Here is a 22,547-nt window from a genome sequence, read left to right as displayed (position 1 = left end):
TCATTCTCCTGTGGTTCGGGCGGGCGCGGTCAGTCGGCGGCGGTGACGACGTCGATGCGGTCGCGGGCGGCTTCGCAGCGGGCTGCGGCGTCCGCGGCGTCCACACCGCGGCCGATGACGAATCCGATCGTCCGGTCGTGGGAGGAGCGCAGCGGGGTGGCGCGGTCGCCCGGCTTCGCGGTCAGGTGGACGGTGATGTCGCTGTCGGCCGCGGCCTCGGCCACGCCGTCGAAGCGCTGGATGATGCCGGGCCGCGCGGTGAGGAAGCGGACGGCGGCGCCGTGGCGCATGGCGGGGGGCTCGGCGGGTCCGGGTTCCAGGCCCAGCGGCACCGAGGCGGCCCAGCGGGCGAGGTCGATGCCGTAGGCGAGCTGGATGAGCTCGCGCAGGCTGCCGCCGCCGATCCGGTTGTGGGACTCGACGATGCGCGGTCCGGCGGGCCCGAGGATGACCTCGGTGTGCGCGGGGCCCTCCACGATCCCGACCGCGTCCAGGAACCGGTGGACCAGGTCGGCGATGCCGGTGCCGTCGAGGTCGACGCGGCTGGGGATGGTGTGCCCGATCTCGACGAGCCCGGGGGAGAGCACCTTGTCGGTGCTGGTGATCACCACGTGCCGGCCGGCGTGGGAGAAGGTCTCGACGCTGAGCTCGGTGCCGCGCAGGAACTCCTCCGCGAGCATCGGCCGCTCGCCCAGCAGCTCCCAGGCCGCGCGCGCCTCCTGCTCGCCGGCGATGGGGAAGACGCTCTCGCTGCCCGCGCCGTCGACGGGCTTGATGATGATCCGGTCGCCGACCTCGCCCAGGAACCGCACGGTGGCGTCGAGGCCGTCGACGACCCGCCAGCGCACCGGGCTGATGCCCCGCTCGGCGAGGTGCCCGCGCATCGCCACCTTGTCCTTGAGCAGCCGGACGCTCGCCACGCTGTTGCCGCCGAGCCCCAGCGCCTCGTTGAGCTGGGCGGCCGGGACGAGGCAGTCCTCGGTCAGCGACAGGACCCGGGCGAAGGGGCGCTCGGCGTGCAGGTCGCGGACGATCTTCTCCAGGAGGGCGTAGTCGCCGAGATCGGCGTGGACGATCCGTTCGGTGAGCTGCGCGGCGCGCGGTTCGTAACCGCCCTCGCGGTGGATGAGAACGGTGTCCAGGCCAAGCCCGTGCGTGCCTTCGAGGATGTTCGCGCGACCACCCAGCACCACGACGCGTACCGGCATGACCAACCCCCTGAGCTGCGACGACAAGGACATGTGTCCGGCCGTGACCGGAGCGTGACCGACGGTACCGGGGCGGTCGGCGATTGTAAATAGGTACATTTCAATTGACGAATTGTTAACATCGTGCCCGCCGGGCAAAGTTCCACAATAGACGCCGTTGGTCATTATCGATGTGCTTGACTCGTCTTTGTCGTAATGGATTTTTGAATTAAATATCGAGGCGAGAAAATTAAAAAATGGCACTGAGCTGTGATGATGTGCGACTAGTGCCAAGTTGCTTGACGCATCCAATGCGCGCCATTACTGTTCCATCGCAATCGATCAATGCCTTGGCGCATTGGATGAACGGCGTCTTTCCCGCCTCGTTCTGCCAGCCACGCGCCGCCGATCGCCGTCCACTGCGACATCCAGAAAGGCGAACTGTCATGACCGTGCTCGCGTCACGAACGCAGCCCGCCAGAGCAGACCGACCGGCCGCGTCCGAGATCAGGGACTCGATGACCGTCCTGCCCCGCTGGTGCCAGCTGCCGCTGACCCTCCTCACCGGCAAGCCGTACACCGGTCAGGCCGCGCCGCAGCTGACGGCGACCTTCCACCTCGCCGCCGCCGTGGCCTCCGTCGTCGTCGGGGTGGCCATCGCCGCGGCCGGCTGGCTCACGGCCGGCTGGGCCCTGCTGCTCCTGCCGGCCGGCTGGGCGGCGACCCTGCACGGCGCCCGCAACCTGCGCATGCTCATCTTCCACCAGTGCTCGCACCGCAACATGTACGGGCGGCGCAGCCTCGACAACGCGATCGGCTACGCCATCCCCAGCCTGCTGATCATCCAGAACTTCCAGCGATACAGCCGCGAACACGTCAGCGACCACCACGCCGTGCACCACATGACCCTGCGCGACCCCACCGTCCAGGCCTTCCTCGTCTCCCTGGGCCTGCGCCCCGGCACGACCCGCCGCCAGATGTGGACCACCGTCCTGCGCAAGCTCGTCTCGCCGTGGTTCCACCTGCAGTTCCTGGTCGCCCGGATCCGGTCCTTCGCCACCGGCTCGGCACCGGCGGAGAAGGCCGCCGCCATCGGGATCTACGGCACCGCCGCCGTGCTCGCCACGGCCGCCGACGCCTGGGCCCTGCTGGCGGTCGTCTGGTTCGTGCCCCTGGTGCCGCTCTACCAGATCAGCAACACCCTGCGGCTGTGCGTCAAACACACCTTCCCCACCGCCGACACCACCCACCGGCGGGGCAGGGAGCACTTCGCGGGCCTCACCAACGCGATCTTCCTCGGCTCGCCCGCTCCGGCACCCGGCGCGTCCCCGCTGCGGGCGGCGCTGGCGTGGCTCGGCTGGTCCGCGCGGATGCTGCTGTGGCACCTGCCGGTCCGCTACCTGGTCCTCACCGGCGACACCGTCGTGCACGACTTCCACCACCGCTACCCGGTCAGCCGCCGGTGGGTCGACTACATCTTCGCCCGCCAGCACGACCTCGACGCCGGACACCCGGGCTGGCCGCCCTACACCGAGGAGTGGGGACTGATCGCGGCGATCAACCGGGTCTTCGACTCCCTCGCCGCCGCCGACCCCGACGAGTTCGACATCCGGCGCATCGCCTCGGTCAGCCGACGCGAACTCTTCGCCGCCTTCGACGACTGACCGTCCCCGTCAACCACACCCCAGCTGCCCAGAGAGGGCCAGTCATGCCATCGCCGGAAGAACGCAACGGCCGCCTCGTCATCCTCGGTGTCGCGGCCAGCGACAGCCACGCCGTCGCCAACCACCTCATCGCGCAGGCGCTGCGTACGCGGGGCTTCACCGTCGTGAACCTCGGCGTCTGCACCCCGGTGGCCGAGTTCGCCGACGCGTGCGAGCGCCACCCCACCGCCGAAGCGGTGATCATCGGCAGCCTCAACGGCCACGTCCACGAGGACCTCGCCGACCTGCCCGCGGCGAAGGAGTCCGGGCGCATCGGCGTACCGGTGCTGGTCGGGGGCAACCTGTCCGTCGGCGCCGCGAAGGACCCCGCCGCGGCCCGGCACCTGCGCGCGCTCGGCGTCGACCACGTGTTGGACTCCGTCCACGAGCTCTTCGAGCTCCTCGACGAACTGCACACCACCCGGCCCGCCCGCTTCCTGCTGCCACCGGTCGGTGCGGGCCATGGCCGATAGCGGCGCGGGCGAGCCGCTGCCCGATCCGGGCGAGACCGCCGCCTACCTCACCGAGCTTGGCAAACCGACCGTCGCCGAGGTCCTGCGATCGGCCCGGGAACGGGGACGCGTCGCGCTGCAGCCCCGATGCGGTGTCGGCGACCACCCGAAGATGGGCGCGCTCCTGCAGCGCCTGGAGCAGGACGGCCGGGCCGACATCCTCACCATCACCATCGACTCCCACACCCGGCTCGGCCGGTTCGACCGGGCGCTCGCCTCGCTGCGCCGCGACCCGGACACGCTCAATGGCTACCCGCTCGTCACCCACGGCTGGCGCCGGGGCCGGGAGCTCAACGAGCAGGTCGGGCCGCCGCTGCAGATCCGGCACGGCTCACCCGACGCCCGCACCCTGTTCCAGGTCTCCGTCGCCGCGGGCATCACCTCCTTCGAGGGCGGCGGGATCACCTACAACCTGCCCTACTCCAAGGACGTACCGCTGCGGGACTCGATGTCCGCGTGGCGGGAGGTCGACGCCCGCTGCGGCGAGCTCGCGGAGCTGGGCGTCGTCGTCGACCGGGAGATGTTCGGCACCCTCACCGCGGTGCTGATGCCGCCCTCGATCAGCCTGGCGATCAGCCTGATCGAGGCCGTGTCGGCCGCCGCCGAAGGGGTGCGGTGCCTGTCCATCTCCTATCCGCAGAGCGGCAACGTCGTGCAGGACATCGCCGCGCTGCAGGCGATCCCCGTGCTGGCCGCCCGCTACCTGCCGTCCACGGTCGAGGTCCACCCCGTGCTGCACGAGTTCATGGGCGTCTTCCCCCGCGAGCGCCACCACGCCGAGCAGCTCATCTTCTTCGGCGCGCTCGTCGCCCGGCTCGGCGGCGCGGCGAAGCTCGTCACCAAGACCTACCAGGAGGCCTTCGGCATCCCCGACCCGGCCGCCAACGCCGCGGGTCTGCGGCTGGCCGACATCGCCAACTCGTCGCTGCTCGACTTCGTCACCGTGGACACCGCCGCCACCGCGGAGGAGCGGGAGTGGATCCTGCGGGAGGTCGCCGACATCGTCGATCCCGTCCTGGGCCAGCCCCGCCTGATCAACGCGGTCGTGACGGCCTTCGCCGACGGGCGGCTGGACGTGCCGTTCAGCGCGAGCCGGCACGCCCGGTCCGAGATCATCCCGGGGCGTGATCCGGCCGGAGCCATCCGCTACCACTCCTGGGGACGGCTGCCCATGTCCGAACCGGTCGTCCGGCGCAACCGCCTGATGCTCCGGCAGCAGTCCGCTGCCGCGCCGACGGACCTGTTCGACGTCCTCCAGGACGACATCAACTACTTCCCGCGCCTGTTCGGTGAGACCGCGGTCCAGAACATCGGGCACGGCGGCCCCGCGCTCAGACCGTGAACGGCCACGGCACGTCCCGGTAGGCGGCGTCGACGAGCAGGCGCTCGATGCCGCGCAGGAAGCGCTCGGCGGCCTGCGGCGGCAGCACCGAGGTGTCCGCGGTGAGGATCATCCGGACACCGCCGGGCGCGTCGACGATCTCGACCCGGGTGAGCCAGGCGAAGTGCTCGTAGCCAGGGGCCGAGGTGACCGTGGTGGCGTCCATCGCCGCGCGCACCTCGGCCTCGTCCACGGCCCGGCCGGTCAGGTCGGCGTCGGTGGCGAGCCGGAAGTCGTTGACGTAGCAGTGCGGGCTCACCCCGGTGGCGTAGGGGAAGCCCGCCGCCTCGAACGCCGCGCGCATCAGCTCCGGGTCGTGATAAGCGTGCTGGTACGCGTCGAGCGCCGCCCGCCACACCCGGGGCAGCAGGGCGGCGAAGTCCGGCCGGTCGCCGAGGTCGACCACGGTGAGCGCGAGCTGGTTGAGTTTGGCGATCGCGTCCTGGTATCCGTCGAGGAAGCGGTTGCTGACCATGGTGAAGATGCCGACCACCGGGTTGCCCGACCAGGCCGACGCGACCGCGGCGATGGCGGCGAGCAGCACGGTTGCTGTGCTCACCCCGTGGCGGGCGGCGAGAAGCCGGGTGGCGGCGTCGGCCGCGGTGGAGACCATCGCCGTCCGCCCGAACCGTGGCGTCAAAGCTGGTCCGAGCACCGGCAGGGTCTGCTGCGGCAGTCGCGCGTAGCCGCGTACGCAGTGCGCCACCGCCCGCCGAGCCCGCCGTGCATGCGTGCCGCTGCCCTCCAACGCGGCGATGTCCGCCGATTGAAGTCCGGCCGGTGCGGCGACCGGTACACCGAGGAACAGCAGCCGCAGATCCCGCAGGACGATCCGGGCCGACAGGAAGTCGACGGTGGTGTGGCTGAAGACGACCACCACCTCGCGTACCGCCCCGCCCGCGACGACCACCGCGATCCGCTGCGGCCACTCCCGGCCGTGCTCGACCGGGTCGATGGAGAGCCGGTTGGCGACTCGCGCCGCAACACCCTCGTCGCCCGGGTCGGCGCGGACCAGGAGGACCGGCTGTGCGCCGTGGGCGGCCACGATCTGTTCCGGCGTGCCGCCGGTCGCGACCAGCCGGGTACGCAGCGAGCTGTGCCGCCCGAGGAGGGCTCCGATGGCGGTGAGGGCGCTGTCCACGTCGGACGGTGCCGGCAGCGGAAGGACACGGCGCAGGCTCACCATGGACTGGTCCAGGCCGGGCCGGTGCAGTGCCGTCCACAGCGTGCTCTGCCCCCAGGTGAGCGGTACCGGAAGCGCTGCGACACCGGCGAACTCGGCCGCCAGCCACTCGTCCGCCGGGTCGTCCTGTGACACCACTGGGGTACCTCCGGTCGCAGTAGTCGAGAGACACGGTGCCATACGGCCGTCGGGGCGGGATTGCGGTAGACCACGTCGCCGAGACGAGCCGTTCCGGTCGATAGTGTTGCCGACCGGCTACCCGCAGTGATCGGAAGCCGTCGTCATCGCGACCGGGCGGCCCTCGACCACGGGACCGGACAGTAAACGAAGCTGCCTTCTCAGCTGTTATCCGCGACCAGGCAACGCTATTACGGTCGATCAATCAATCTCCGATCCCTCCTGGCGCCCTGCTCCAGGGGGATTCCGCTGCGCCGAAGGGGTTCCATGCAGATCTCCCTGCAATCGTTCAACTTCTCGGATCGGTTCGTCCGCCACATGGGCCAACTGGGCGAGCTGACCCCGATCACGTCGGACCTGGACCGCCGGGACGCCACGTTCCGCCTGATCGACGGCCTCTCCGACAGCAGGTTCGTCACGTTCGCGGCGAGCAATCTCGCCAACCACGTGCTGCGGCAGCAGGGGACCCGCCTGCGGCTCGACGACAAGGCGGCGGCGGACTCCACGTTCAGGGCGGACGCGACGTTCATCCTGACGCCGGGGCTCGCCGACGCGACCGCCGTGTCGCTCCGGTCGGTGAGCCAACCCGACCGGTTCGTCCGGCACCGGCAGTTCCACCTCTACGTCGAGCAGGTCGTCGGCGACGGCGACCTGATGGACGCGACGTTCACCATCGCCAGCGGATTCGTGAGCTGAAGGCAGGCCGACATGTTCATCTCTCTGGAGTCCCTCAACGTTCCGAACCGCTTCGTCCGGCATGCGGGCTTCCTGGCGGAGCTGTCGCCGATCGTGTCGGACACCGACCGCCACGACGCGACGTTCCAACTGGTGCCGGGCCTGTCCGACAGCCGGCTGGTCTCCTTCGCCTCGTACAACTACGGCAACTCCGTGCTGCGGCACCAGGATTACCGGGTACGGCTGGGGGAGCGGCAAGCCGACGATCTGTTCCACCAGGATTCCACGTTCGTCATGACACCGGGGCTCGCCGATCCGACGGCGGTCTCGTTCCGCTCGGTGAACTTCCCGGACCGGTACCTGCGGCACCGCGATCTCCACATCTACATCGACCCGATCACCGACGACGCCGGACGCCGCGACGCGACCTTCCGGGTCGGGCCGGGCTTCCTGCCGCAGTTCACCTTCGACGCCTCGATCTCGGCCGCCGACACGGTGACGCTCGTCGACCGGCACCGGGCGGCGGTCGCGAGCCTGGCCGCGTGCACCAGGCTCGCCGGTGACGAGAAGCTCAAGGTGCTGCGCACCTACGAGAAGGCGATCAACCATCGGACCATCACGACGCCGGGGGTGAACGCCAGCGCGCAGGTGGGGGGTTCGTATCTCAACGTCAACTTCGGCGTCCTCTTCCCCCAGGGCGGCGATGAGATCGCGCAGACGCTGCTGCACGAGATGGCGCACTGCGCCGGATACACCCACCCCAGCCGGCGCGACCCCGACTGGAGTCTCGGGCAGAGCTGCGACGATCCGGCACCCCGACCGTTCGACTGCCCTGGCGACAACGGGCCGTACTACGGCACGCCGCCGCTGCGGGCCGAGTTCTGCATCGCCGGCGTACAGAGCGATGCGCAGCTGCGGGTCGACCGGAAGGCCGCAGGCGAGCGCTGCGAGATCGACCCGGACGGGTTGGCGACGCTGAGCGCCTAACCCGCGGTCAGGGCTTGGGCTTGGGGCCGATGTGGAGCGCGGCGGTGGCCTGGCGCAGTGCGGTGACCGCGCCCCTGTGGTCGCCGAACTCCGCGAGCAGGTCGCCGAGCTCGGCCCAGACCCGTGCCGCCTGGCGGGTGGCCTTGAGCCCGGTCAGGGCGTCGGCGGCTTCGGCGAAGATGACTTTGGCGGACTTCCTGTCGCCCTTCGCCGCGAGGGCGGCACCGAGCGCGGTCTGTGCCCGGGCGCGCTCCAGCGCGGGCTCCGCACCGAGCTCCCGCAGCGATTCCCGGGCCGTGTCGGCGGCGAGGTCGAGGTCGCCCTCCAGCAGGTGCGCGCGCGAGAGCTCGGTCAGCACATAGCCGCGGTCGAAGCCGATCGTCAGGCCCGACAGGGCTTCCTCGAGCGCCTCGCGTGCCTCGGCGGGGCGGGGCGGGTCCTGGTGCAGGAGCAGGTAGCCGTAGGCGGCGAGCAGCCGCAGCGCGCTGCGCTGATCGCTGCCGTGGCGGAAGTAGGACAGGGCCTCCTCGGCCAGCTCCAGCGCCTGCCAGTGCTTTCCGCGCTCGCTGGCGACCTCGCTGGCGTTCCACAGGACGGAGGCGCGGGCCCGGGGCGACCGCATCCGCTCGGCGCGCTGCAGCCCCTCCTGCAGCAGCCGCTCGGCCTGCGAGTAGTCGCCGAGCTCCACGTGCGCCGAGGCGATGGTGACCAGGAGCTGGATCGCCGCCTCGGACTCCCAGGCGTTGAGCCGGTCGAGCTGCTGCATCGTGCCCGAGCCGATCTCCACCACGCGCTCGAGCTCGCCGAGCTCCCGCAGGCAGCGGCACCAGCTGACCATGATGCCCAGCGAGGCGGTGAGGCCGGTGGTGCGCACGGCCTCCTGGACGAGCGCCTCGTATGCCTTGGCGGCCTCCTCGAGGCGTCCGTCGGCTTCGAGCGCGCGGGCCAGGCCGATCGTGGCGGCGGTACGCAGGATCGGGCTCAGGTGCGCGATGGCGAGAGCGGTCTCGAAGTGGGTGCGGGCCGCGTCGCCCCGGCCCGCCTCGAGGGCCAGCTCTCCGAATCGGACGCTGAGCTCCGGCGGGCGGGTGTCGCCGCCGTCGATGGTGCCGAGCAGCTCGTCGGGCTGGCACCCCAGCCGGGTGGCGAGCAGCCTCACCACATCGGCGGTCGGGTTGCGGCGCCCGGACTCCAGCAGCGACACGTAGCTGACCGAGAGGTCGTCTCCGGCGAGATCGCGCTGGGTGATGCCGCGGGCGGTTCGAAGGGCGCGCAGCCGACGGGCGAACTCGTTTACACCCGGTTGACTGACTTGACTCATCGTGTCAGCTCCTTATTTACTCAAGCAAAGCTTACCAACCTTCCAAGGAGCTGATATGAGGGTGCTGAGCAAACTGGCCATGATCGCGCTCGCGGTGGTCGCGCTGTCGGTGGCCGCCCCGGCGGCGGCCCAGGCATCTCCTGGTGGAAACGGTTTTCCGCCCTGCTGTGACGGCCGCTGACGATCCACTGACGACAGAAACGCACCGGCTCGACGCCGGTGCGTTTCTTTTTGATCTTTGTCAAATTTATTGACAAGCATTGGTCAACACTTGATGATTTGGGGAGTCACAGGCACTAGGAGGAATAGTGAGCAAAGTCAGATCAGTCGTGGCGACCGTCGCCCTGGCGATCGTCGCGACGCTTTCCCTGTCAGCCGCACCGGCACAGGCGGTGCCGCCGGAGATCCCCGTCCCGCCGCACGGCCACGTCTACAACGGAGCCAGCCCGCGCTGCCTCGACTCGGGCGTGCCGGCCTTCTCGCAGCTCTGGACGTGCAGCACCAGCACCTACCAGAACTGGACACTCACCCGCCTCGGCACGATCCGCGGGCAATCGCCGGCGGGCTGCCTCGACGCCGGCGCGGGCACCAACGGAACGGGCGTGCCGCTCGTCGCCTGCAGCGGCTCGCTCAGCCAGAAGTGGACCTGGAACGGCAGCACCATCGTCAGCCAGTCCAGCGGCCGGTGCCTCGACGCCGACCTCGCCACCATCGGCTCCGGCGGCACCAAGGTGCAGCTCTGGGACTGCGCCGGCGGCACCAACCAGCAGTGGTATTTCGAGTTCTCCTGAGTTCCCCTTCCGCGCCGGTCGGTCTCCTTCCCGGCGGGGTGCTGGGGACCAACTCTTCACGAGTTGGTCCCCAGCACCGGCGCAGCGGGCGGTCAGGACGACAGGAGGGTGCGGACCCGGTCGGCGCCGACGGCGAGCAGGAGCGTGGGCAGGCGGGGGCCGGTGTCTCGGCCGACGAGCAGCCGGTAGACGAGCACGAAGAAGGCCCGCTGGGCGGCCTTGAGCTCCGGCGTCGGCGCGGTGTCCAGGGGCAGCCCGAGCTGGAGCTTCGGCACGCCGTAGACGAGCGCGGTGAGCCCGTCGAGCGACCAGCTCGCGGCCAGGCCGTCGGCGAGCAGTTTCAGCGCGTGCCGGTCCGCGTCGCCGAGCGACGCCAGCAGCTCCGTGTCGGGCCCGCCGCGCACGCGGGTGCGCTCGGCCGCCGGGACCTGCGTCGTCACCCAGGCCGCCGCCCGGTCCAGGCGCGGCCGGAAGTCCGCCAGGTCGCCCGGTGCGAGGTCGGCGAGGACCCGGCGGAGCTGCGCCGGGTCGCCGGTGGTCACGTCCACGATGGAGGCGAGGGTGCGGAACGGCACGGTCACCGGTGTGGTGGGCAGCGTCCGCGCGGAGGTCGCGCTCGCCCGGGTGTACGCCGCCAGCTCCACCTCGTCGGCGGACCCGGCCCGCACCCGGCGGGTCAGGGCGTCCCACTCGTCGTAGAGGCGCCCGATCTCGGCGTCGAACGCCACCGTGATCGCCTGGTTCGGCCGGCGCCTGCCGTAGAGCCAGCGCAGCAGCTGCGGCTCCATGATCTCCAGGGCGTCCGCCGGGGTCGGCGCGCCACCCGCCGAGCCGCTCATCTTCGCCGAGCCGCTGGTCCCGACGAACGAGTAGGCCAGGTATGCCGGCGGCCGCCCGCCGAAGACCTCGGCGACGACCTGCGACCCGACGGTGAAGCTGGACCCCGGGGAGGAGTGGTCGGCACCGGCGGCCTCGAAGTCGACCCCCTCGTACGCCCAGCGCATCGGCCAGTCGACCTTCCACACCAGCTTGCCCGCCACCTCGGCGAGCAGCCCGGCACCGGTGTGGCCGCAGGCGCAGTCGAAGGCGAGGTGCGTCGATTCGTCGTCGAACGCGGTGACCGACGTGGTGTCGCGCCCGCAGGCGGGGCAGTAGGGCTTGAACGGGTAGTAGTCCTCGTCGGGTTCGCCGGTGCGGTGCAGGGTGCGGTAGCGGGCGAGGATCGCGTCGATCTCGGCACGGCGGCGCATCGCGAGCAGCGTCGGCCCGGCGTAGGCGCCCTCGGCGTACCGGATGGATTGGCTCGTCTCGGTGACCGCGACGCCGAGGTCGGCGAGCGCGGCCCGGAACGGGGTCTGGAAGTGCTCGGCCCAGCTGGCGTGCTCGCCGCACGGGTCCGGGACGGCGGTGAGGGGGCGGCCGATGTACTCGGCGAAGCCCGCGGGCAGCCCGGCCGGGACCTTGCGGAGGCGGTCGTAGTCGTCCCAGGAGAGCAGGTGGCGGCAGTCGTGGCCGCGGCTGCGCAGCTCCTCGGCGACGGCGTGCGGCACCATCACCTCGCGCAGGTTGCCCAGGTGGATCGGGCCGCTCGGGCTGATGCCGGAGGCGACCGTGAGCTGCTTGCCCGGGATCGCCGCCGCGAGCACCTGGTCCGCTGCGCGGGCCGCCCAGTCCTGTGTCCCGCCGCCGGCCATGCCTGTCTCCCTGTCCGTTGTGTCCGGTCAGGATAGGTCCGGGGGCGGTCGGACCGCCCCCGGAATATGCATTAGGCCTTGTCGATGGCGTTGGCGAGGATGGCGTCGTGGACGTAGCGCGCCATTCCCACCGTGTGCTGCTCGTAGTGGGCCGTGAAGCGCTCGTCGGCGAGGTACATCTCCGCCAGGCCGGTCTGGATCTCGTAACTGCAGTCGTAGTACGACGCCGAGATCTGCCGCCGGTGCTCCTCCGCGAGGGCCATCGCCTCGGGGGAGTCCGGCGCGAGCCCGGCCCGCATGGCGGCGGCGAAGTCGTCGAGGAGCTTCGCCGCCTCGCCCTGGATACGCTGCCAGTCCTCCTTGGTGTATGTCGCGACCCGGCGCTGCGACTGCTGGTAGGCATCGGTGTCGCCCCAGCGCTCGCGGGCCTCGTCGGCGTACTGGTCGGGGTCGACGTCGCCGAAGACCTCGAACCGCTCTTCCGGGGTCAGTTGGATCCCCACTCTGCTCGCCTCCAATGCGAACTCGACTGCCGCGATCATGGACTGGATCCGGTCCGCCCGCTCCGACAGCAGCTCGTGCTGGCGGCGCAGGTGTGCCTGGAGGTCCAGGTCCGGGTCGTCCAGGATCTTCGCGATCTCCTCGAGGGAGAACCCCAGCTCCCGGTAGAGCAGGATCTGCTGCAGCCGCTGCAGATCGCCGTCGGAGTAGCGCCGGTAGCCTGCCGCGGTCCGCCCGCTCGGGCTGAGCAGGCCGATCTCGTCGTAGTGGTGCAGTGTGCGTACGGTCACGTGGGCCACCTCGGCGACGCGGCCGATGCTGTAGCTCATGGGCTCTCGCCTCCCTTCGCACCCCAGGTTGCCGCCTTCCGCTACGTGAGAGTCAAGCGCAATCTCCCCGGCCGCGTGTGCCACTTCATCAGGTGTGCCACTTCGGCGCCCGCGCTGCTGGTGCTCGTCGGCGGCCTGGTGTGGCGGCGGCGCCGCCCGGTCAGCTGAAGGGCAGGGTCTGCAGGCCGGTACGCCCGCCGTCGCCGGTGGTGATCAGCCCGTCGAGGACCTGGAGGATGCCGTACCGGCCTGCCAGCTCGAACTGGCCGGAGTCGCCGGCGGGCACGACCCGCCAGGTCTGCGCCGGATCGCCCGGGACGCACACCGCCAGCGTGAGCGCCGCGCCGGCGGTGTCCGCGACGCAGTGACCGGGACCGGCCTCCTGGTTCCAGAAGCGCGGCTTGATGACGACGAGGTTCTGCCCGGCGACCGGGGCCGGGTAGAGCGCCATCATCGTGGACTCGCCCTTGGCGGTGCCGGTGAAGTCCACCACCCCGTTGGCACCGACCTCCAGGAACCGGTCCACGCCGTCGTCGGCGACGTCGATGAGCACGTCGGCTCGCAGGTCGATGCTGATCTGGGCCAGCTTCGACACGTCGGCGACGACCGTCGGCGACGGCAGCGGGGAGGCCGACCGCGAGGGCGGCGTGCTGCTGGGCGCGGCGCCCGAGCTCGCGGGTGCTGGTGCTCCCGGCGTCTCGGCCCGCCACCGGCCGAGCACCGTACTCGCGCCGATCGCGGCCAGGAGGACGGCGGCGAACGCGGCGCCCGCGGCCCGGCGCTGCCGGCGTCGGGCGGCGCGGTGGCGGACCTCGCGCGCCGGGGCCGGTGCGGCTCCGCGTTGAACCTGGTCGGCGTAGGCCCGCAGGCCTTCCCTGATGCGGTCGTCAGACATCGCGGTTCCTCCGCCCCGTCGCTTGGTTGTCGCTGTCGGTCAGATAATCGGCCATGGCGCGGCGGCCGCGGCTCAGCCAGGTGGTGACGGTCCCGATCGGGATGCCGGTCTCGCGATGGATCTCGGCCACGGTGAGGTCGACGAGATGATGCAGGACGATGACCCTGCGCTGTTCGGCGGGGATCCGGCGGAGCGCCTCGACGATCACCACATGATCCGGGCTGAGCCCGTCGATGTGCTGGTCGGCATGGTCGCGGCGATGGGCGTAGAGGCGGTTCACCGCCTTGCGCCAGGTGCTGACGGCGAGGCGGTAGGCCACCTGGCGTACCCACGCCTCGGGGTTGTCGTAGTGCCGGATCCGGTGCCACCGGTTCCACGCCCTGAGGTAGGCCTCCGCGACGGCGTCCTCGGCCTCGGCCTGGCGGCCCACCATGATGGAGACGTGGGCGAGCACCCGGCGCGATGTCGCCGCGTAGAAGGCGTCGAAGTCCTCGTCGTCACGCATGGCAGTGAGCTCCAGTGGTAGTGCGGTACCGCTGGGCCGCTGGTTCACCGGCCCGGCGGGTCACTGCGCGTAGCGGATGGTCTGCAGCCCCGTGCGGCCGCGGTCGGCCGTGGTGATCAGGCCGTTCTCGACGTGGATGATGCCGTGTGCGCCCTCCAGCTCGAACTGGCCGGAGTCGCCCGCCAGGACGACCCGCCACGTCTGCTCCCGGTCGCCGGGCCGGCACGGGTCCAGCCGCAGCGCGGCGCCGGTGGTGTCCGCGACGCAGTAGCCGGGGCCGACCTCCTCGTTCCAGAACGGCGGCTTGATGACGACGAGGTTCTGTCCGGCGACCGGCGCCGCGTGCAGCGACATCATCGTCGAATCGGTCCGGGAGGTGCCGGTGAAGTCGACCACCCCGCCCGTTCCGACCTCCAGGAAGCGGTCCACGCCGTCGTCGGCGACGTCGATGAGCACTCCCACCCGGAGGTCGACACCCGCGCGGACCAGCTTCGACACGTCCGAGACCACCGTCGGGGACGGCACCGGCGACGGCGGGGGAGTGGGAGTCGGGCTCGCGGTCGGCGAGGGGACGGCCGACGGGGTGCTCGGGGCCGCAGGCGTTCCCTGGCCGTCGGCGCAGGCTGCGAGTGCCGCCACCGCGGCTCCCGCGGCGATCATCTTGGCGGTTCGGGACATCGTGACTCCTCCGGGTGGTGGCGGCTGTCGCTGCGTTTCCCCACACACGCGCGGTTCAGTCGGTCGAATGCGGATCTGAGGTCACGGTTGGGTAACGGCGTCGGCGACGGCTGCGTCCGGAACCCGCTCGCCGGACCCTACGCGCTCGCCTAGGCTGGCCGTATGGGTGAACTGGTCTCCGTCAATGTCGCCGTACCCCGCCACAATCCGGCCAAGTCGACCGGCACCACCGGCATCGACAAGCGCCCCGTCGACGGCCCCGTCCGCCTGCGCCGCCCCGGCCCGAAGACGACCGGGCTCGGCAGCGGGGTCATCGGCGACGCCGTCTACGACGTCCGCCACCACGGCGGCGACGAGCAGGCCGTCTACGCCTACGCCCGCGAGGACCTCGACGCCTGGGGCGCCGAACTGGGCCGCGAGCTCACCGGCGGCATGTTCGGCGAGAACCTCACCACGTCCGGTGTGGACGTCAACGGCGCCCGCCTCGGCGAGCGCTGGCACGTCGGCGACACCGTGGTGCTCGCGGTGACCGTGCCGAGGATCCCGTGCGACACCTTCTCCCACTGGATGGGCGAGCCGGGCTGGACCAAGCGGTTCACCGCCAAGGCGGTCCCGGGCAGCTATCTCAGCATCGTCGAGGAGGGCGAGGTCCAGGCGGGTGACACCATCACCGTCGTCGACCGCCCGGACCACGACGTCACGATCGGGCTGGTGTTCCGGGCGCTGACACTCGAACCGGAGCTCCTGCCGCTGCTCCTCGCCGCCGACGCGCTCCCCACCGATATGCGGGAGAAGATCGAGCGCCGCATCGGGTGATCGCGGTCACCCGATGTCACGGATCGCGGGGGCATCCGGTCACCTGGGCATGACGACAGAGAAGCTCACCATCCTGCTGGCCGGTGCGAGCGGCGTCTTCGGCCGGGAGATCACCACGGCGCTCACCGGGGCGGGGCACACCGTCATCGGGTTGGGCCGCGCAGCGGCCAACGGCGTACCGGCGGATCTGCTGGACCGCGACGGCCTGCTGCGGGCTGTGGCCGGGACCAGCGCGGACGCCGTGGTCCATGCCGCGACGGCGCTCAAGCGCCCGCCGCTGCGCCACCGCGACATGGCCGCGACAGATCAACTTCGCATTCTGGGTACGCGCAACCTGCTCGCCGCCGCCCGCGAGGTCGGAGCGACGAGGTTCATCGCGGAGTCGATGGTGTTCGGATACGGCTACGGCGATCATGGCGATACCCCGCTCGCCGAGACCGACGGCTGGGCGCCCGTGCAGCGCGATCCGGCGCTGGAGCAGCACGTCGCCGCGATGCGGACCAAGGAGGAGCTGATGCTCGGCGCCGGTGGCATCGCCCTGCGGTACGGCCTGTTCTACGGCGGCGCCGGCACCGACGCCATGGTGCAGATGCTGCGCAAACGCATGCTGCCGCTGCCCGCCGACGGCGGCCGGGCGCTGCCGTGGGTGACTCTCGCCGACGCGTCGGCGGCGATCGTGGCCGCCCTGGAGCACGGGCGGCCCGGGCAGGCCTACAACATCGCCGACGACGCGGCCGTGGGGTTCCGGGAGATGGCCGAACTCACCGCCGAGGTCTTCGGAGCGCCCGCCCCGATGCGGGTGCCCCGCTGGGTGCCGGGCATGCTGGGCTACCTGTCGGTGATCCTCTCCACCAACCTGCGCGTCGACAGCGGCCTGGCCCACCGCGAGCTCCACTGGCGCCCGAGCCACGACGGCGCCCGAGCAGCCCTCGCCGAGCAGGCATGATGTGGGGATGATCGACGTCTTCGACGAGAACCGGCGGCTGCTCTTCTCCGTCGCCTACCGGATGACGGGCAGTGTCGCCGACGCGGAGGACATCGTCCAGGACGCCTGGCTGCGCTGGTCCGCGGTGGAGGCGGCGGCGGTGGAGCAGCCGAAGGCGTACCTGGTGAAGACCGTGACGAACCTGGCGCTCAACCAGCTCACCTCGGCCCGCGCGCGGCGCGAGTCCTACGTCGGGCCGTGGCTGCCCGAACCGCTGCTGACCAGCCCCGACACCGCCGAGGAGGTGGAGATGGCCGAATCGGTCTCGATGGCGATGCTCGTCGTGCTGGAGACGCTGTCCCCGCTGGAGCGGGCCGTCTTCCTGCTGCGGGAGGTCTTCGGCTACGACCACGCCGAGATCGCCGAGATGCTCGGCCGGGAGGAGAGCGCGGTCCGCCAGCTCGCCCACCGCGCCCGCGAGCACGTGCGGGCGCGGCGCCCCCGCTACGACGCGGATCCGGCGACCCGGGCGCAGGTGGTGGAGCGGTTCCGGGCCGCGTGCGCCGGCGGCGACCTCGCCGAGGTGATGGCGGTGCTCGCACCCGACGTGACGGTCTGGTCCGACGGCGGCGGCATCGTCTCCGCGGCCCGGCGGCCGGTCGTCGGCGCGGACCACGTCGGGCGCTGGATCGTCGGCGTGCTCGGCAAGGTCGAGGGGCAGGAGTTCACCGCGCGGCTCGCCGAGATCAACGGCGAGCTGGGGGTCCTGTTCGTGCTGGGTGGGGTACCGATCGGCACGGTCAGCCTGGAGGTCGACGGCGACCGGATCGCCGCGCTGCGGATCGTGATCAACCCGGAGAAGATGCGAGGTGTCACCGGGCAGGGCTGAGTGGAGGATGCGCCGGTGGCGAGTTGCGGGGGATCGTGGTTGCATGTCACGCATGGATGACGCTGTGGAGATCGCCGGGATCCCGGCCCCGATGCACTGGTCCGAGCCGCCGGTCGCCACCCGCTACGCGGACGGTGTGCTGCGGATCGAGGCCGGTGGACTCACCGACCTCTTCGCGGACCCGGCCGGGCTCAACGCCACCGTCAACGCGCCCCGGCTGCTCGCCGAGGTCACCGGCGACTTCCAGCTCTCGGCGAAGGTCACGGTCGGGTTCAAGGCGACCTACGACGCCGGAGTGCTGCTGCTGTGGGCGGGGGAGCGCCAGTGGGCGAAGGTCTGCTTCGAGCGCTCGCCGCAGGGGCAGCCGATGGTCGTCTCGGTGGTGACCCGGGGGACCTCCGACGACGCCAACGCGTTCACCGTCGACGGTGACACGGTGTGGCTGCGGGTGTCGCGGATCGGGCCGGCCTACGCGTTCCACGCCTCGACCGACGGGCAGCACTGGGAGTTCGTGCGCTACTTCGGGCTCGGCACGGACGCCGCCGAGGTCGGGTTCGAGGTGCAGTCGCCGACCGGCAAGGGCTGCACGGCGAGGTTCGCCGAGATCACCTTCACCGCGACCCGCCTCGCGGAGCTGCGCGACGGCAACTGATCAGATGTCGGCCGGTGCCGGGGCGACGGCCTTCTCCGCCGCCCCGGCAACGCATGTCATCGACCGTTATGGCTCACGGTGCCAGTCTCGGAACAGCTTCGCCGTCCCGAGCAGCACGAAGAAGAAGACGTAGATCCCGCCCAGGGCGCTGACCCAGATGCGCCACGACGCCCCGGGCAGGGCGAAGAAGGCCACCGATGTGAGGAACGGGGTGGCGATCAGCAGCGCTTTTCCCGGCACCTCCCACCAGCTGTCCGCCGGTGGTTCCTGCACGGGCCGCCAATGATCCAGCGGTAGCTCGTCCGGTCGCCAGGTCTCGACAGGTAGTTTCTCCACCTTCCCCATTCCGCGCCCCCCATCCGCGTAACCCGACGCCAGGCAGGACGGATATGACGCTCCGCCAACAACTGCGACCGGGTCTGAGGCGCCGATTCTACCGTCGGTTCCTCAGGTTTCTGCCCTCGTCCAGCCCTGCCCGGTCCACAACCGACGGACGGTGCCGGACAACACCCGGTCGATCGCCGACGCGGACCTCGGACCGGCGCGGGGGTCTCGCGGCGGGGGCGCTCAGAGTGCGTCGACCTCGTCGGCGAGCCGGGGCCGGTGCCCGGCGAAGTAGAGGGTGACGGCACCGCCGACGATCGCGTAGACGGCGAGGACCAGCAGCGGCAGCCCGATGCGGGCGCCGCCGAAGTAGATGATGCCCCGGAACGCCGAGACCCCGGCGCCGGTGGGCAGCCATGGCCCGATCGCCGCCCAGAACGCGGGCAGCAGCGGCGCCGGGTAGGCACCGCCGGCGCTGGGGTTGCCGAGGATGACGAAGAGCAGGACGGCGAGCCCGATGCCGATGATGCCGGAGACGACCTGCAGCGCCATGGTGAAGGCGCCGACCGCGAAGACGACGAGGGTACCCAGCGCCCAGAGCTTGAGGAAGTGGTGCGGCAGGCCGCCGACGTATCCGTAGGTGATGGCGGCACCGCCGAGCCCCGAGGCGACCGCGTAGGCGGCGAGCGCGGTGAGGCGTACGGTGGCGCGCTGGCGGGTGGCGGGTCGGGCGCCGAGGCTGACGCTGAGCGCGGAGGCGACGAGGTAGCCGCCGATGACCCAGCCCACGATGAGGTAGAACCCGGCGAGCCCGCGCTGGTCGCCGGGCGGCAGCGGCTTGGCGTCGCTGACCTGCAGCATCCGGCCGGCCGCCTGGTCGACCTTGCCGATCACCGCGATGAGGGCCTCGGCGACGGGGGCACCGGCGGCGGAGGCGACGACGAGCTGGTCGCCGGTGGTGCCGACGAGCACGGCGCCGTAGGCCGTGCGGTCGTCGATCCGCGCCCGGGCGACGGCTTCCGAGGCGACGGCGGTGGCGTGGACGGGGTCGCCGGGCAGGGCGTTGAGGCGGGCGGCCGCCTGCTCGGCGGCGGCCGGGGTCGGCGCGGCGACGGCGATCTCGACGTGGTGCGGCGCGGGTGCGTGGAACGCGGCCAGGTAGCTGGCGATGAAGCCGAGCTGCAGCGCGAGCACCCCGGCGACGAGCATGGCGGCGCGGGGCGTGACGCCCTCGGTGATCCAGCGAACGGCCCTCATGGGCCGAGACTAATGTCTGTTTAGTCGGTTTCGCCGAGATACTTGTAGAAGTACGTCGTGGCCTTCAGCTCGCCGTCCGGCTTCGCCGCGTGGAACGGGATCGTGCCCACCTCCACCCAGCCGCTGCTGCGGTAGAGCGTCTCGGCCGGACTGCCGGTCTCCGTGTCGAGGATCAGCAGCGTGGCACCGGCCTGCTCGGCACCGCGCTCGGCGGCGGCGAGCAGCGCCCGGCCCAGGCCCCTGCCGCGCGAGCGGCGGTGCACCAGCAGCTTCTTGACCTCGGCCCGGTGCCGGCCGTTGGGCATCTGCTCCAGCGCCGCCTGGACCGTGCCGGTGACCCGGCCCTCGTCGTCACGGGCCACCCACATCAGCGTCGTGCCGTCGTCGACCGGGCCCAGCGCCCTGGTCCACCAGTCCGCCGCGTCGCGGGCGCCGAAGGGGTGGACGAACCCGACCGAGGCGCCGTCGTCGACCGCGTCGACGAGCACCTCGGCGAGCTCGGCCAACAGGTCCGGGGTCAGGTCGGCCGCGGTGAGTCCGCTGATCTGCTGCACCCGAGGATCTTAAGCCGCGTCGCTCACGCGGCCGCCTGGAGCTCCTTGACGACCGCCAGGGCACCGTCGACGTGGCCGCCGATGTTCATCTGCGAGTTGAAGACGTGGCGGATGATCCCCGCGCCGTCGATCACATACGTCACCCGGCCGGGCAGCAGGCCGAAGGTCGCCGGTACGCCGAACGCCTTGCGCACCTCGCCGCCCTCGTCGCTCAGCAGCGTGAAGGGCAGGTTGTAGCGGTCGGCGAACTTCTTGTGCGACTCGACCGAGTCGGAGCTGACGCCGATCACGACGGCACCGGCGTCGGTGAAGACCTCGTGCGAGTCGCGCAGCGAGCAGGCCTGCGCCGTGCAGCCCCGGGTGTCGTCCTTGGGGTAGAAGTAGAGCACGACGGTCTTGCCGCGGAAGTCGCCGAGGCTGACCTTCTCGCTCGACGTGTGCGAGGCGAGGGTGAAGTCCGGTGCGGCGTCGCGGACACCGGGACCCTTGACGGCAGCCATGATGCGCTCCTTGACTAGGCGGTAACTCCTTCGAGCCTACTCAGGGGTAGTTGCCTCATCAACCGAACCTCACACGGCGGCGAGTTGCAGCAGCTGCGGGGTGACGGCCTTGAAGTAGAGGGCGGCACCGGCCTTGTAGTAGTGCACCCCGTCCCACCGGTAGCTCTTGCTGGTCGAGATCTTGGGATCGGTGCAGAACTGCACCGGCGGCTCGACGGTCGAGACGTTGAGCGGATCCGCCGCCGCTGCCGCGGTGAGCAGGTCGTTGACGTGCCGGGTCCGGGTGTCGTCGCCGCGCTCCGGCCAGAACCCGGCACTCGCCCGGATCGGGCGGTAACAGGGCAGCAGGGCCAGCGCCACCTTCGCCTGGGCGCCGCGCAGGGCGCCGATCGCCCGCCCCAGCGCCTCGGTGAAGGCGGCGTCCCAGGCCGGCGAGGCGAAGATCAGCTTGCCGGTCTCGGTGGTGAGGTCGAAGACGTCCCACGCGCCGAGCATCACCAGCGCGATCGTCGGTTTGGTGCGCTGCGCGTCCGAGCGCCAGTGCGACTCCCAGCTCCGGCAGTCCGCGAGCAGGTTCTTGCGCTCGCCGGTGCGGCTGGTCACCTTGCCGAGCAGGACACCGCAGCCGGTCAGGGTCTCGTCGGTGATCTTCAGGTACTTGTCGATGTCGGACGGCTTGTTGATCATCAGGGTCATGCCCTGCGAGTCGCCGAAGACCGCCACGCGTACCGGTGATGTGGGCGGTTTCCTCGTCGGTGACGGCAGCACCGAGCCCGAGGGCGACGGCGCCGGCGGGACCTCCAGCGGGCCCAGCTCGATCTCCGGACCGGCGTCGACCGGCGCGGCCGGGCCGGCGCCGGTCCGGGCCGCGACCACCGTGAGCTGCCAGCCGAGCCCGCCCGCGACGAGCGTCAGCACCATCGCCATCGCCGGGGTCCGCATGGTCGCGACCCGCAGCTTCGGCGCGCGGACGGCGTGGCGGGGCCGGCGCGGGTGCAGCGTGAAGAAGCTGGTGCTGCGCCACGGCCGCTCCACCAGCCAGAACGACAGCTCGGCGAGGACCAGCACGATCGCGACCCGCAACCCGGTGTTCTCCCACCCGGTCAGCGGCACGTCCACGCCGGGCCGGGTGAGCACACAGACCGGCCAGTGCCACAGGTAGATCGCGTAGGACCGCTGGCCCAGCCACCGCAGCGGCTGCGCGCCCAACACCCTGCCGAGCCAGGTCGCCCGGTGACCCGCCGAGGCGACCAGCGCCGCCGCGAGCAGCGCGATCACCAGGAAACCGCCCCGGTAGAGCAGCGGATCGTTGTCGCCGAGCAGCACCGCCACCGCGCCGAGCCCGCCGAGCGCGGCCAGCCCCAGCAGGTCCAGGCCGATCCGCCGCCCGGTCGACAGCACGTCGAGCTGCCGCCACGGCCGCAGCGCCACCGCGAGCGCCGCGCCCAGCAGCGGCGTCGCCGCCCGGGTGTCGGTGCCGTAGTAGACCCGCGACGGGTCCGCCCACGGGTCGAACAGCAGCCCGGCCGCGACCGACGAGGCGACGATCGCCGCGCCGATGAGCAGCAGCATCGTCATCCGGCTCACCCGCTTGCGGGCGAACAGGATCAGAACCAGCGGCCAGAGGACGTAGAACTGCTCCTCGACCGCGAGCGACCACAGGTGGGTCAGCAGCGCCGGGCGCTCGCCGCCGCCGAAGTAGGACGAGTCCTGGATGATCAGCCACCAGTTGGTCCCGTAGACCAGGGAGGCGACCAGGTCACCGCGCAGCCGCGCGGCCTGCTCGGGCAGCAAGAAGACCGCGACCGCGGTGACCGCCGCCATGAGGGCGAGCGCTGCGGGCAGCAGCCGCCGGGCCCGCCGCTGGTAGAACTTCTTGATCGAGATGGTGCCGGTGCCGCGCGCCTCGACGAGCAGCAGCGTCGTGATCAGGTAGCCGGAGAGGACGAAGAAGACGTCGACGCCGAGGAATCCGCCCTGCAGCGGTAGCGCCCCGGTGCCGGTGGTCCCGACGTGGTACGCGAAGACGGCCGCCACCGCCAGGGCTCGGACGCCGTCCAGCCCTGGCGCGTAGCGGAAACCTGAACCGGTGCTGTGGGCCACGGCTGCAT

The 22,547-nt window shown here is 71.4% G+C and carries 24 protein-coding genes; 11 read left to right on the top strand and 13 right to left on the bottom strand.

All coding sequences use genetic code 11. The features are described from left to right. Positions 1–29 precede the first annotated feature (29 nt). Positions 30–1,208: an ATP-grasp domain-containing protein gene (locus F4553_RS02755; protein WP_184831613.1), complete on the bottom strand. Its 1,179-nt coding sequence runs from the start codon at positions 1,206–1,208 to the stop codon at positions 30–32. Positions 1,209–1,633: 425 nt separating this feature from the next. On the opposite strand from F4553_RS02755, the gene F4553_RS02750 reads away from it, so the two are divergent. From F4553_RS02750 to F4553_RS02740, 3 genes are read left to right on the top strand one after another with little or no spacing between them, the layout of a single operon-like run. Next, on the top strand, positions 1,634–2,851 hold the full coding sequence (locus F4553_RS02750) for a fatty acid desaturase (RefSeq protein WP_184831611.1): 1,218 nt from the start codon (positions 1,634–1,636) through the stop codon (positions 2,849–2,851). 44 nt (positions 2,852–2,895) lie between these two features. Beyond that, positions 2,896–3,363, top strand: a complete 468-nt coding sequence (locus tag F4553_RS02745) for a cobalamin-dependent protein (protein WP_184831609.1) — start codon at positions 2,896–2,898, stop codon at positions 3,361–3,363. After that, on the top strand, positions 3,353–4,744 hold the full coding sequence (locus F4553_RS02740) for a methylaspartate mutase (protein WP_184831601.1): 1,392 nt from the start codon (positions 3,353–3,355) through the stop codon (positions 4,742–4,744). Before F4553_RS02745 ends, F4553_RS02740 begins: the two co-directional genes overlap by 11 nt. Here F4553_RS02740 and F4553_RS02735 read toward each other — a convergent pair. Next, a complete protein-coding gene (locus tag F4553_RS02735) occupies positions 4,734–6,101 on the bottom strand; it encodes a condensation domain-containing protein (protein WP_184831600.1) in 1,368 nt (455 codons plus the stop codon). The genes F4553_RS02740 and F4553_RS02735 overlap by 11 nt on opposite strands. A gap of 309 nt (positions 6,102–6,410) precedes the next feature. On the opposite strand from F4553_RS02735, the gene F4553_RS02730 reads away from it, so the two are divergent. Next, positions 6,411–6,839, top strand: a complete 429-nt coding sequence (locus F4553_RS02730; RefSeq protein WP_184831598.1) for an AbfB domain-containing protein — start codon at positions 6,411–6,413, stop codon at positions 6,837–6,839. Positions 6,840–6,851: 12 nt separating this feature from the next. After that, positions 6,852–7,805: an AbfB domain-containing protein gene (locus F4553_RS02725; RefSeq protein ID WP_184831596.1), complete on the top strand. Its 954-nt coding sequence runs from the start codon at positions 6,852–6,854 to the stop codon at positions 7,803–7,805. A 7-nt stretch (positions 7,806–7,812) separates the two neighbouring features. Here F4553_RS02725 and F4553_RS02720 read toward each other — a convergent pair whose 3' ends face one another. Beyond that, a complete protein-coding gene (locus F4553_RS02720) occupies positions 7,813–9,126 on the bottom strand; it encodes a helix-turn-helix domain-containing protein (protein ID WP_184831594.1) in 1,314 nt (437 codons plus the stop codon). A 55-nt stretch (positions 9,127–9,181) separates the two neighbouring features. Between F4553_RS02720 and F4553_RS41665 the strand changes: the two genes are divergently transcribed. Both F4553_RS41665 and F4553_RS02715 read left to right on the top strand, forming a co-directional pair. Further along, the gene (locus F4553_RS41665; RefSeq protein WP_281394930.1) at positions 9,182–9,307 is read left to right on the top strand and encodes a hypothetical protein; all 126 of its coding nucleotides are present in this window, start codon (positions 9,182–9,184) and stop codon (positions 9,305–9,307) included. 127 nt (positions 9,308–9,434) lie between these two features. Beyond that, a complete protein-coding gene (locus tag F4553_RS02715; protein WP_184831592.1) occupies positions 9,435–9,917 on the top strand; it encodes a ricin-type beta-trefoil lectin domain protein in 483 nt (160 codons plus the stop codon). A gap of 92 nt (positions 9,918–10,009) precedes the next feature. Here the strand turns inward: F4553_RS02715 and lysS are convergent, their stop codons facing one another. From lysS to F4553_RS02690, 5 genes are all read right to left on the bottom strand, one after another. Then, positions 10,010–11,611 (bottom strand): lysine--tRNA ligase, encoded by a 1,602-nt coding sequence (lysS, locus tag F4553_RS02710; protein ID WP_184831590.1) that lies wholly within the window; start codon positions 11,609–11,611, stop codon positions 10,010–10,012. 71 nt (positions 11,612–11,682) lie between these two features. Further along, the gene (locus F4553_RS02705; RefSeq protein ID WP_184831588.1) at positions 11,683–12,441 is read right to left on the bottom strand and encodes a MerR family transcriptional regulator; all 759 of its coding nucleotides are present in this window, start codon (positions 12,439–12,441) and stop codon (positions 11,683–11,685) included. Positions 12,442–12,601: 160 nt separating this feature from the next. Further along, positions 12,602–13,336, bottom strand: coding sequence for a hypothetical protein (locus F4553_RS02700; protein ID WP_184831586.1), 735 nt, complete (start codon positions 13,334–13,336; stop codon positions 12,602–12,604). Beyond that, a complete protein-coding gene (locus F4553_RS02695; protein ID WP_184831584.1) occupies positions 13,329–13,841 on the bottom strand; it encodes a sigma-70 family RNA polymerase sigma factor in 513 nt (170 codons plus the stop codon). The genes F4553_RS02700 and F4553_RS02695 overlap by 8 nt, the downstream gene beginning before the upstream one ends. 60 nt (positions 13,842–13,901) lie before the next feature. After that, entirely contained in the window at positions 13,902–14,519 is a 618-nt protein-coding gene (locus F4553_RS02690) for a hypothetical protein (protein ID WP_184831582.1), read from the bottom strand. A 162-nt stretch (positions 14,520–14,681) separates the two neighbouring features. Between F4553_RS02690 and F4553_RS02685 the strand changes: the two genes are divergently transcribed. The 4 genes from F4553_RS02685 to F4553_RS02670 are packed head-to-tail and all read left to right on the top strand — an operon-like array spanning position 14,682 to position 17,801. After that, on the top strand, positions 14,682–15,335 hold the full coding sequence (locus tag F4553_RS02685) for an MOSC domain-containing protein (RefSeq protein ID WP_184831580.1): 654 nt from the start codon (positions 14,682–14,684) through the stop codon (positions 15,333–15,335). Positions 15,336–15,384: 49 nt separating this feature from the next. Then, on the top strand, positions 15,385–16,281 hold the full coding sequence (locus F4553_RS02680; protein ID WP_184831578.1) for an NAD-dependent epimerase/dehydratase family protein: 897 nt from the start codon (positions 15,385–15,387) through the stop codon (positions 16,279–16,281). A 7-nt stretch (positions 16,282–16,288) separates the two neighbouring features. Next, positions 16,289–17,149, top strand: a complete 861-nt coding sequence (locus tag F4553_RS02675; RefSeq protein ID WP_184831576.1) for an RNA polymerase sigma-70 factor — start codon at positions 16,289–16,291, stop codon at positions 17,147–17,149. A 43-nt stretch (positions 17,150–17,192) separates the two neighbouring features. Beyond that, positions 17,193–17,801 carry a DUF1349 domain-containing protein gene (locus tag F4553_RS02670; RefSeq protein WP_221469664.1) on the top strand — a complete coding sequence of 203 codons (609 nt, stop codon included), beginning with the start codon at positions 17,193–17,195 and terminating at the stop codon, positions 17,799–17,801. 66 nt (positions 17,802–17,867) lie between these two features. Here F4553_RS02670 and F4553_RS02665 read toward each other — a convergent pair whose 3' ends face one another. From F4553_RS02665 to F4553_RS02645, 5 genes are all read right to left on the bottom strand, one after another. Beyond that, positions 17,868–18,074, bottom strand: coding sequence for a hypothetical protein (locus tag F4553_RS02665; protein ID WP_184831574.1), 207 nt, complete (start codon positions 18,072–18,074; stop codon positions 17,868–17,870). Positions 18,075–18,368: 294 nt separating this feature from the next. Next, on the bottom strand, positions 18,369–19,382 hold the full coding sequence (locus F4553_RS02660; RefSeq protein ID WP_184831572.1) for an ABC-2 transporter permease: 1,014 nt from the start codon (positions 19,380–19,382) through the stop codon (positions 18,369–18,371). A 20-nt stretch (positions 19,383–19,402) separates the two neighbouring features. Further along, positions 19,403–19,936 (bottom strand): GNAT family N-acetyltransferase, encoded by a 534-nt coding sequence (locus F4553_RS02655; protein WP_221469663.1) that lies wholly within the window; start codon positions 19,934–19,936, stop codon positions 19,403–19,405. 23 nt (positions 19,937–19,959) lie between these two features. Beyond that, on the bottom strand, positions 19,960–20,436 hold the full coding sequence (locus F4553_RS02650; RefSeq protein ID WP_184831570.1) for a peroxiredoxin: 477 nt from the start codon (positions 20,434–20,436) through the stop codon (positions 19,960–19,962). 69 nt (positions 20,437–20,505) lie between these two features. Continuing rightward, positions 20,506–22,539, bottom strand: coding sequence for an acyltransferase family protein (locus F4553_RS02645; protein WP_184831568.1), 2,034 nt, complete (start codon positions 22,537–22,539; stop codon positions 20,506–20,508). Between the last annotated feature and the right edge of the window lie 8 nt (positions 22,540–22,547).

The organism is Allocatelliglobosispora scoriae (assembly GCF_014204945.1).
GTDB lineage: Bacteria > Actinomycetota > Actinomycetes > Mycobacteriales > Micromonosporaceae > Allocatelliglobosispora > Allocatelliglobosispora scoriae.
The sequence above is the reverse complement of the archived record's forward strand: the minus strand, read 5'-3'. Positions and strand labels throughout refer to the sequence as shown.

Excerpts from the sequence above, each read along its gene's own strand:
- F4553_RS02650 (WP_184831570.1), bottom strand. The coding sequence starts at position 20,436 with ATGGCTGCCGTCAAGGGTCCCGGTGTCCGCGACGCCGCACCGGACTTC.
- F4553_RS02680 (WP_184831578.1), top strand. The coding sequence starts at position 15,385 with ATGACGACAGAGAAGCTCACCATCCTGCTGGCCGGTGCGAGCGGCGTC.
- F4553_RS02670 (WP_221469664.1), top strand. The coding sequence starts at position 17,193 with ATGTCACGCATGGATGACGCTGTGGAGATCGCCGGGATCCCGGCCCCG.
- F4553_RS02675 (WP_184831576.1), top strand. The coding sequence starts at position 16,289 with ATGATCGACGTCTTCGACGAGAACCGGCGGCTGCTCTTCTCCGTCGCC.
- F4553_RS02725 (WP_184831596.1), top strand. The coding sequence starts at position 6,852 with ATGTTCATCTCTCTGGAGTCCCTCAACGTTCCGAACCGCTTCGTCCGG.
- F4553_RS02690 (WP_184831582.1), bottom strand. The coding sequence starts at position 14,519 with ATGTCCCGAACCGCCAAGATGATCGCCGCGGGAGCCGCGGTGGCGGCA.
- F4553_RS02730 (WP_184831598.1), top strand. The coding sequence starts at position 6,411 with ATGCAGATCTCCCTGCAATCGTTCAACTTCTCGGATCGGTTCGTCCGC.
- F4553_RS41665 (WP_281394930.1), top strand. The coding sequence starts at position 9,182 with ATGAGGGTGCTGAGCAAACTGGCCATGATCGCGCTCGCGGTGGTCGCG.
- F4553_RS02700 (WP_184831586.1), bottom strand. The coding sequence starts at position 13,336 with ATGTCTGACGACCGCATCAGGGAAGGCCTGCGGGCCTACGCCGACCAG.
- F4553_RS02705 (WP_184831588.1), bottom strand. The coding sequence starts at position 12,441 with ATGAGCTACAGCATCGGCCGCGTCGCCGAGGTGGCCCACGTGACCGTA.
- F4553_RS02685 (WP_184831580.1), top strand. The coding sequence starts at position 14,682 with ATGGGTGAACTGGTCTCCGTCAATGTCGCCGTACCCCGCCACAATCCG.
- lysS (WP_184831590.1), bottom strand. The coding sequence starts at position 11,611 with ATGGCCGGCGGCGGGACACAGGACTGGGCGGCCCGCGCAGCGGACCAG.
- F4553_RS02755 (WP_184831613.1), bottom strand. The coding sequence starts at position 1,208 with ATGCCGGTACGCGTCGTGGTGCTGGGTGGTCGCGCGAACATCCTCGAA.
- F4553_RS02745 (WP_184831609.1), top strand. The coding sequence starts at position 2,896 with ATGCCATCGCCGGAAGAACGCAACGGCCGCCTCGTCATCCTCGGTGTC.
- F4553_RS02660 (WP_184831572.1), bottom strand. The coding sequence starts at position 19,382 with ATGAGGGCCGTTCGCTGGATCACCGAGGGCGTCACGCCCCGCGCCGCC.
- F4553_RS02750 (WP_184831611.1), top strand. The coding sequence starts at position 1,634 with ATGACCGTGCTCGCGTCACGAACGCAGCCCGCCAGAGCAGACCGACCG.
- F4553_RS02695 (WP_184831584.1), bottom strand. The coding sequence starts at position 13,841 with ATGCGTGACGACGAGGACTTCGACGCCTTCTACGCGGCGACATCGCGC.
- F4553_RS02740 (WP_184831601.1), top strand. The coding sequence starts at position 3,353 with ATGGCCGATAGCGGCGCGGGCGAGCCGCTGCCCGATCCGGGCGAGACC.
- F4553_RS02720 (WP_184831594.1), bottom strand. The coding sequence starts at position 9,126 with ATGAGTCAAGTCAGTCAACCGGGTGTAAACGAGTTCGCCCGTCGGCTG.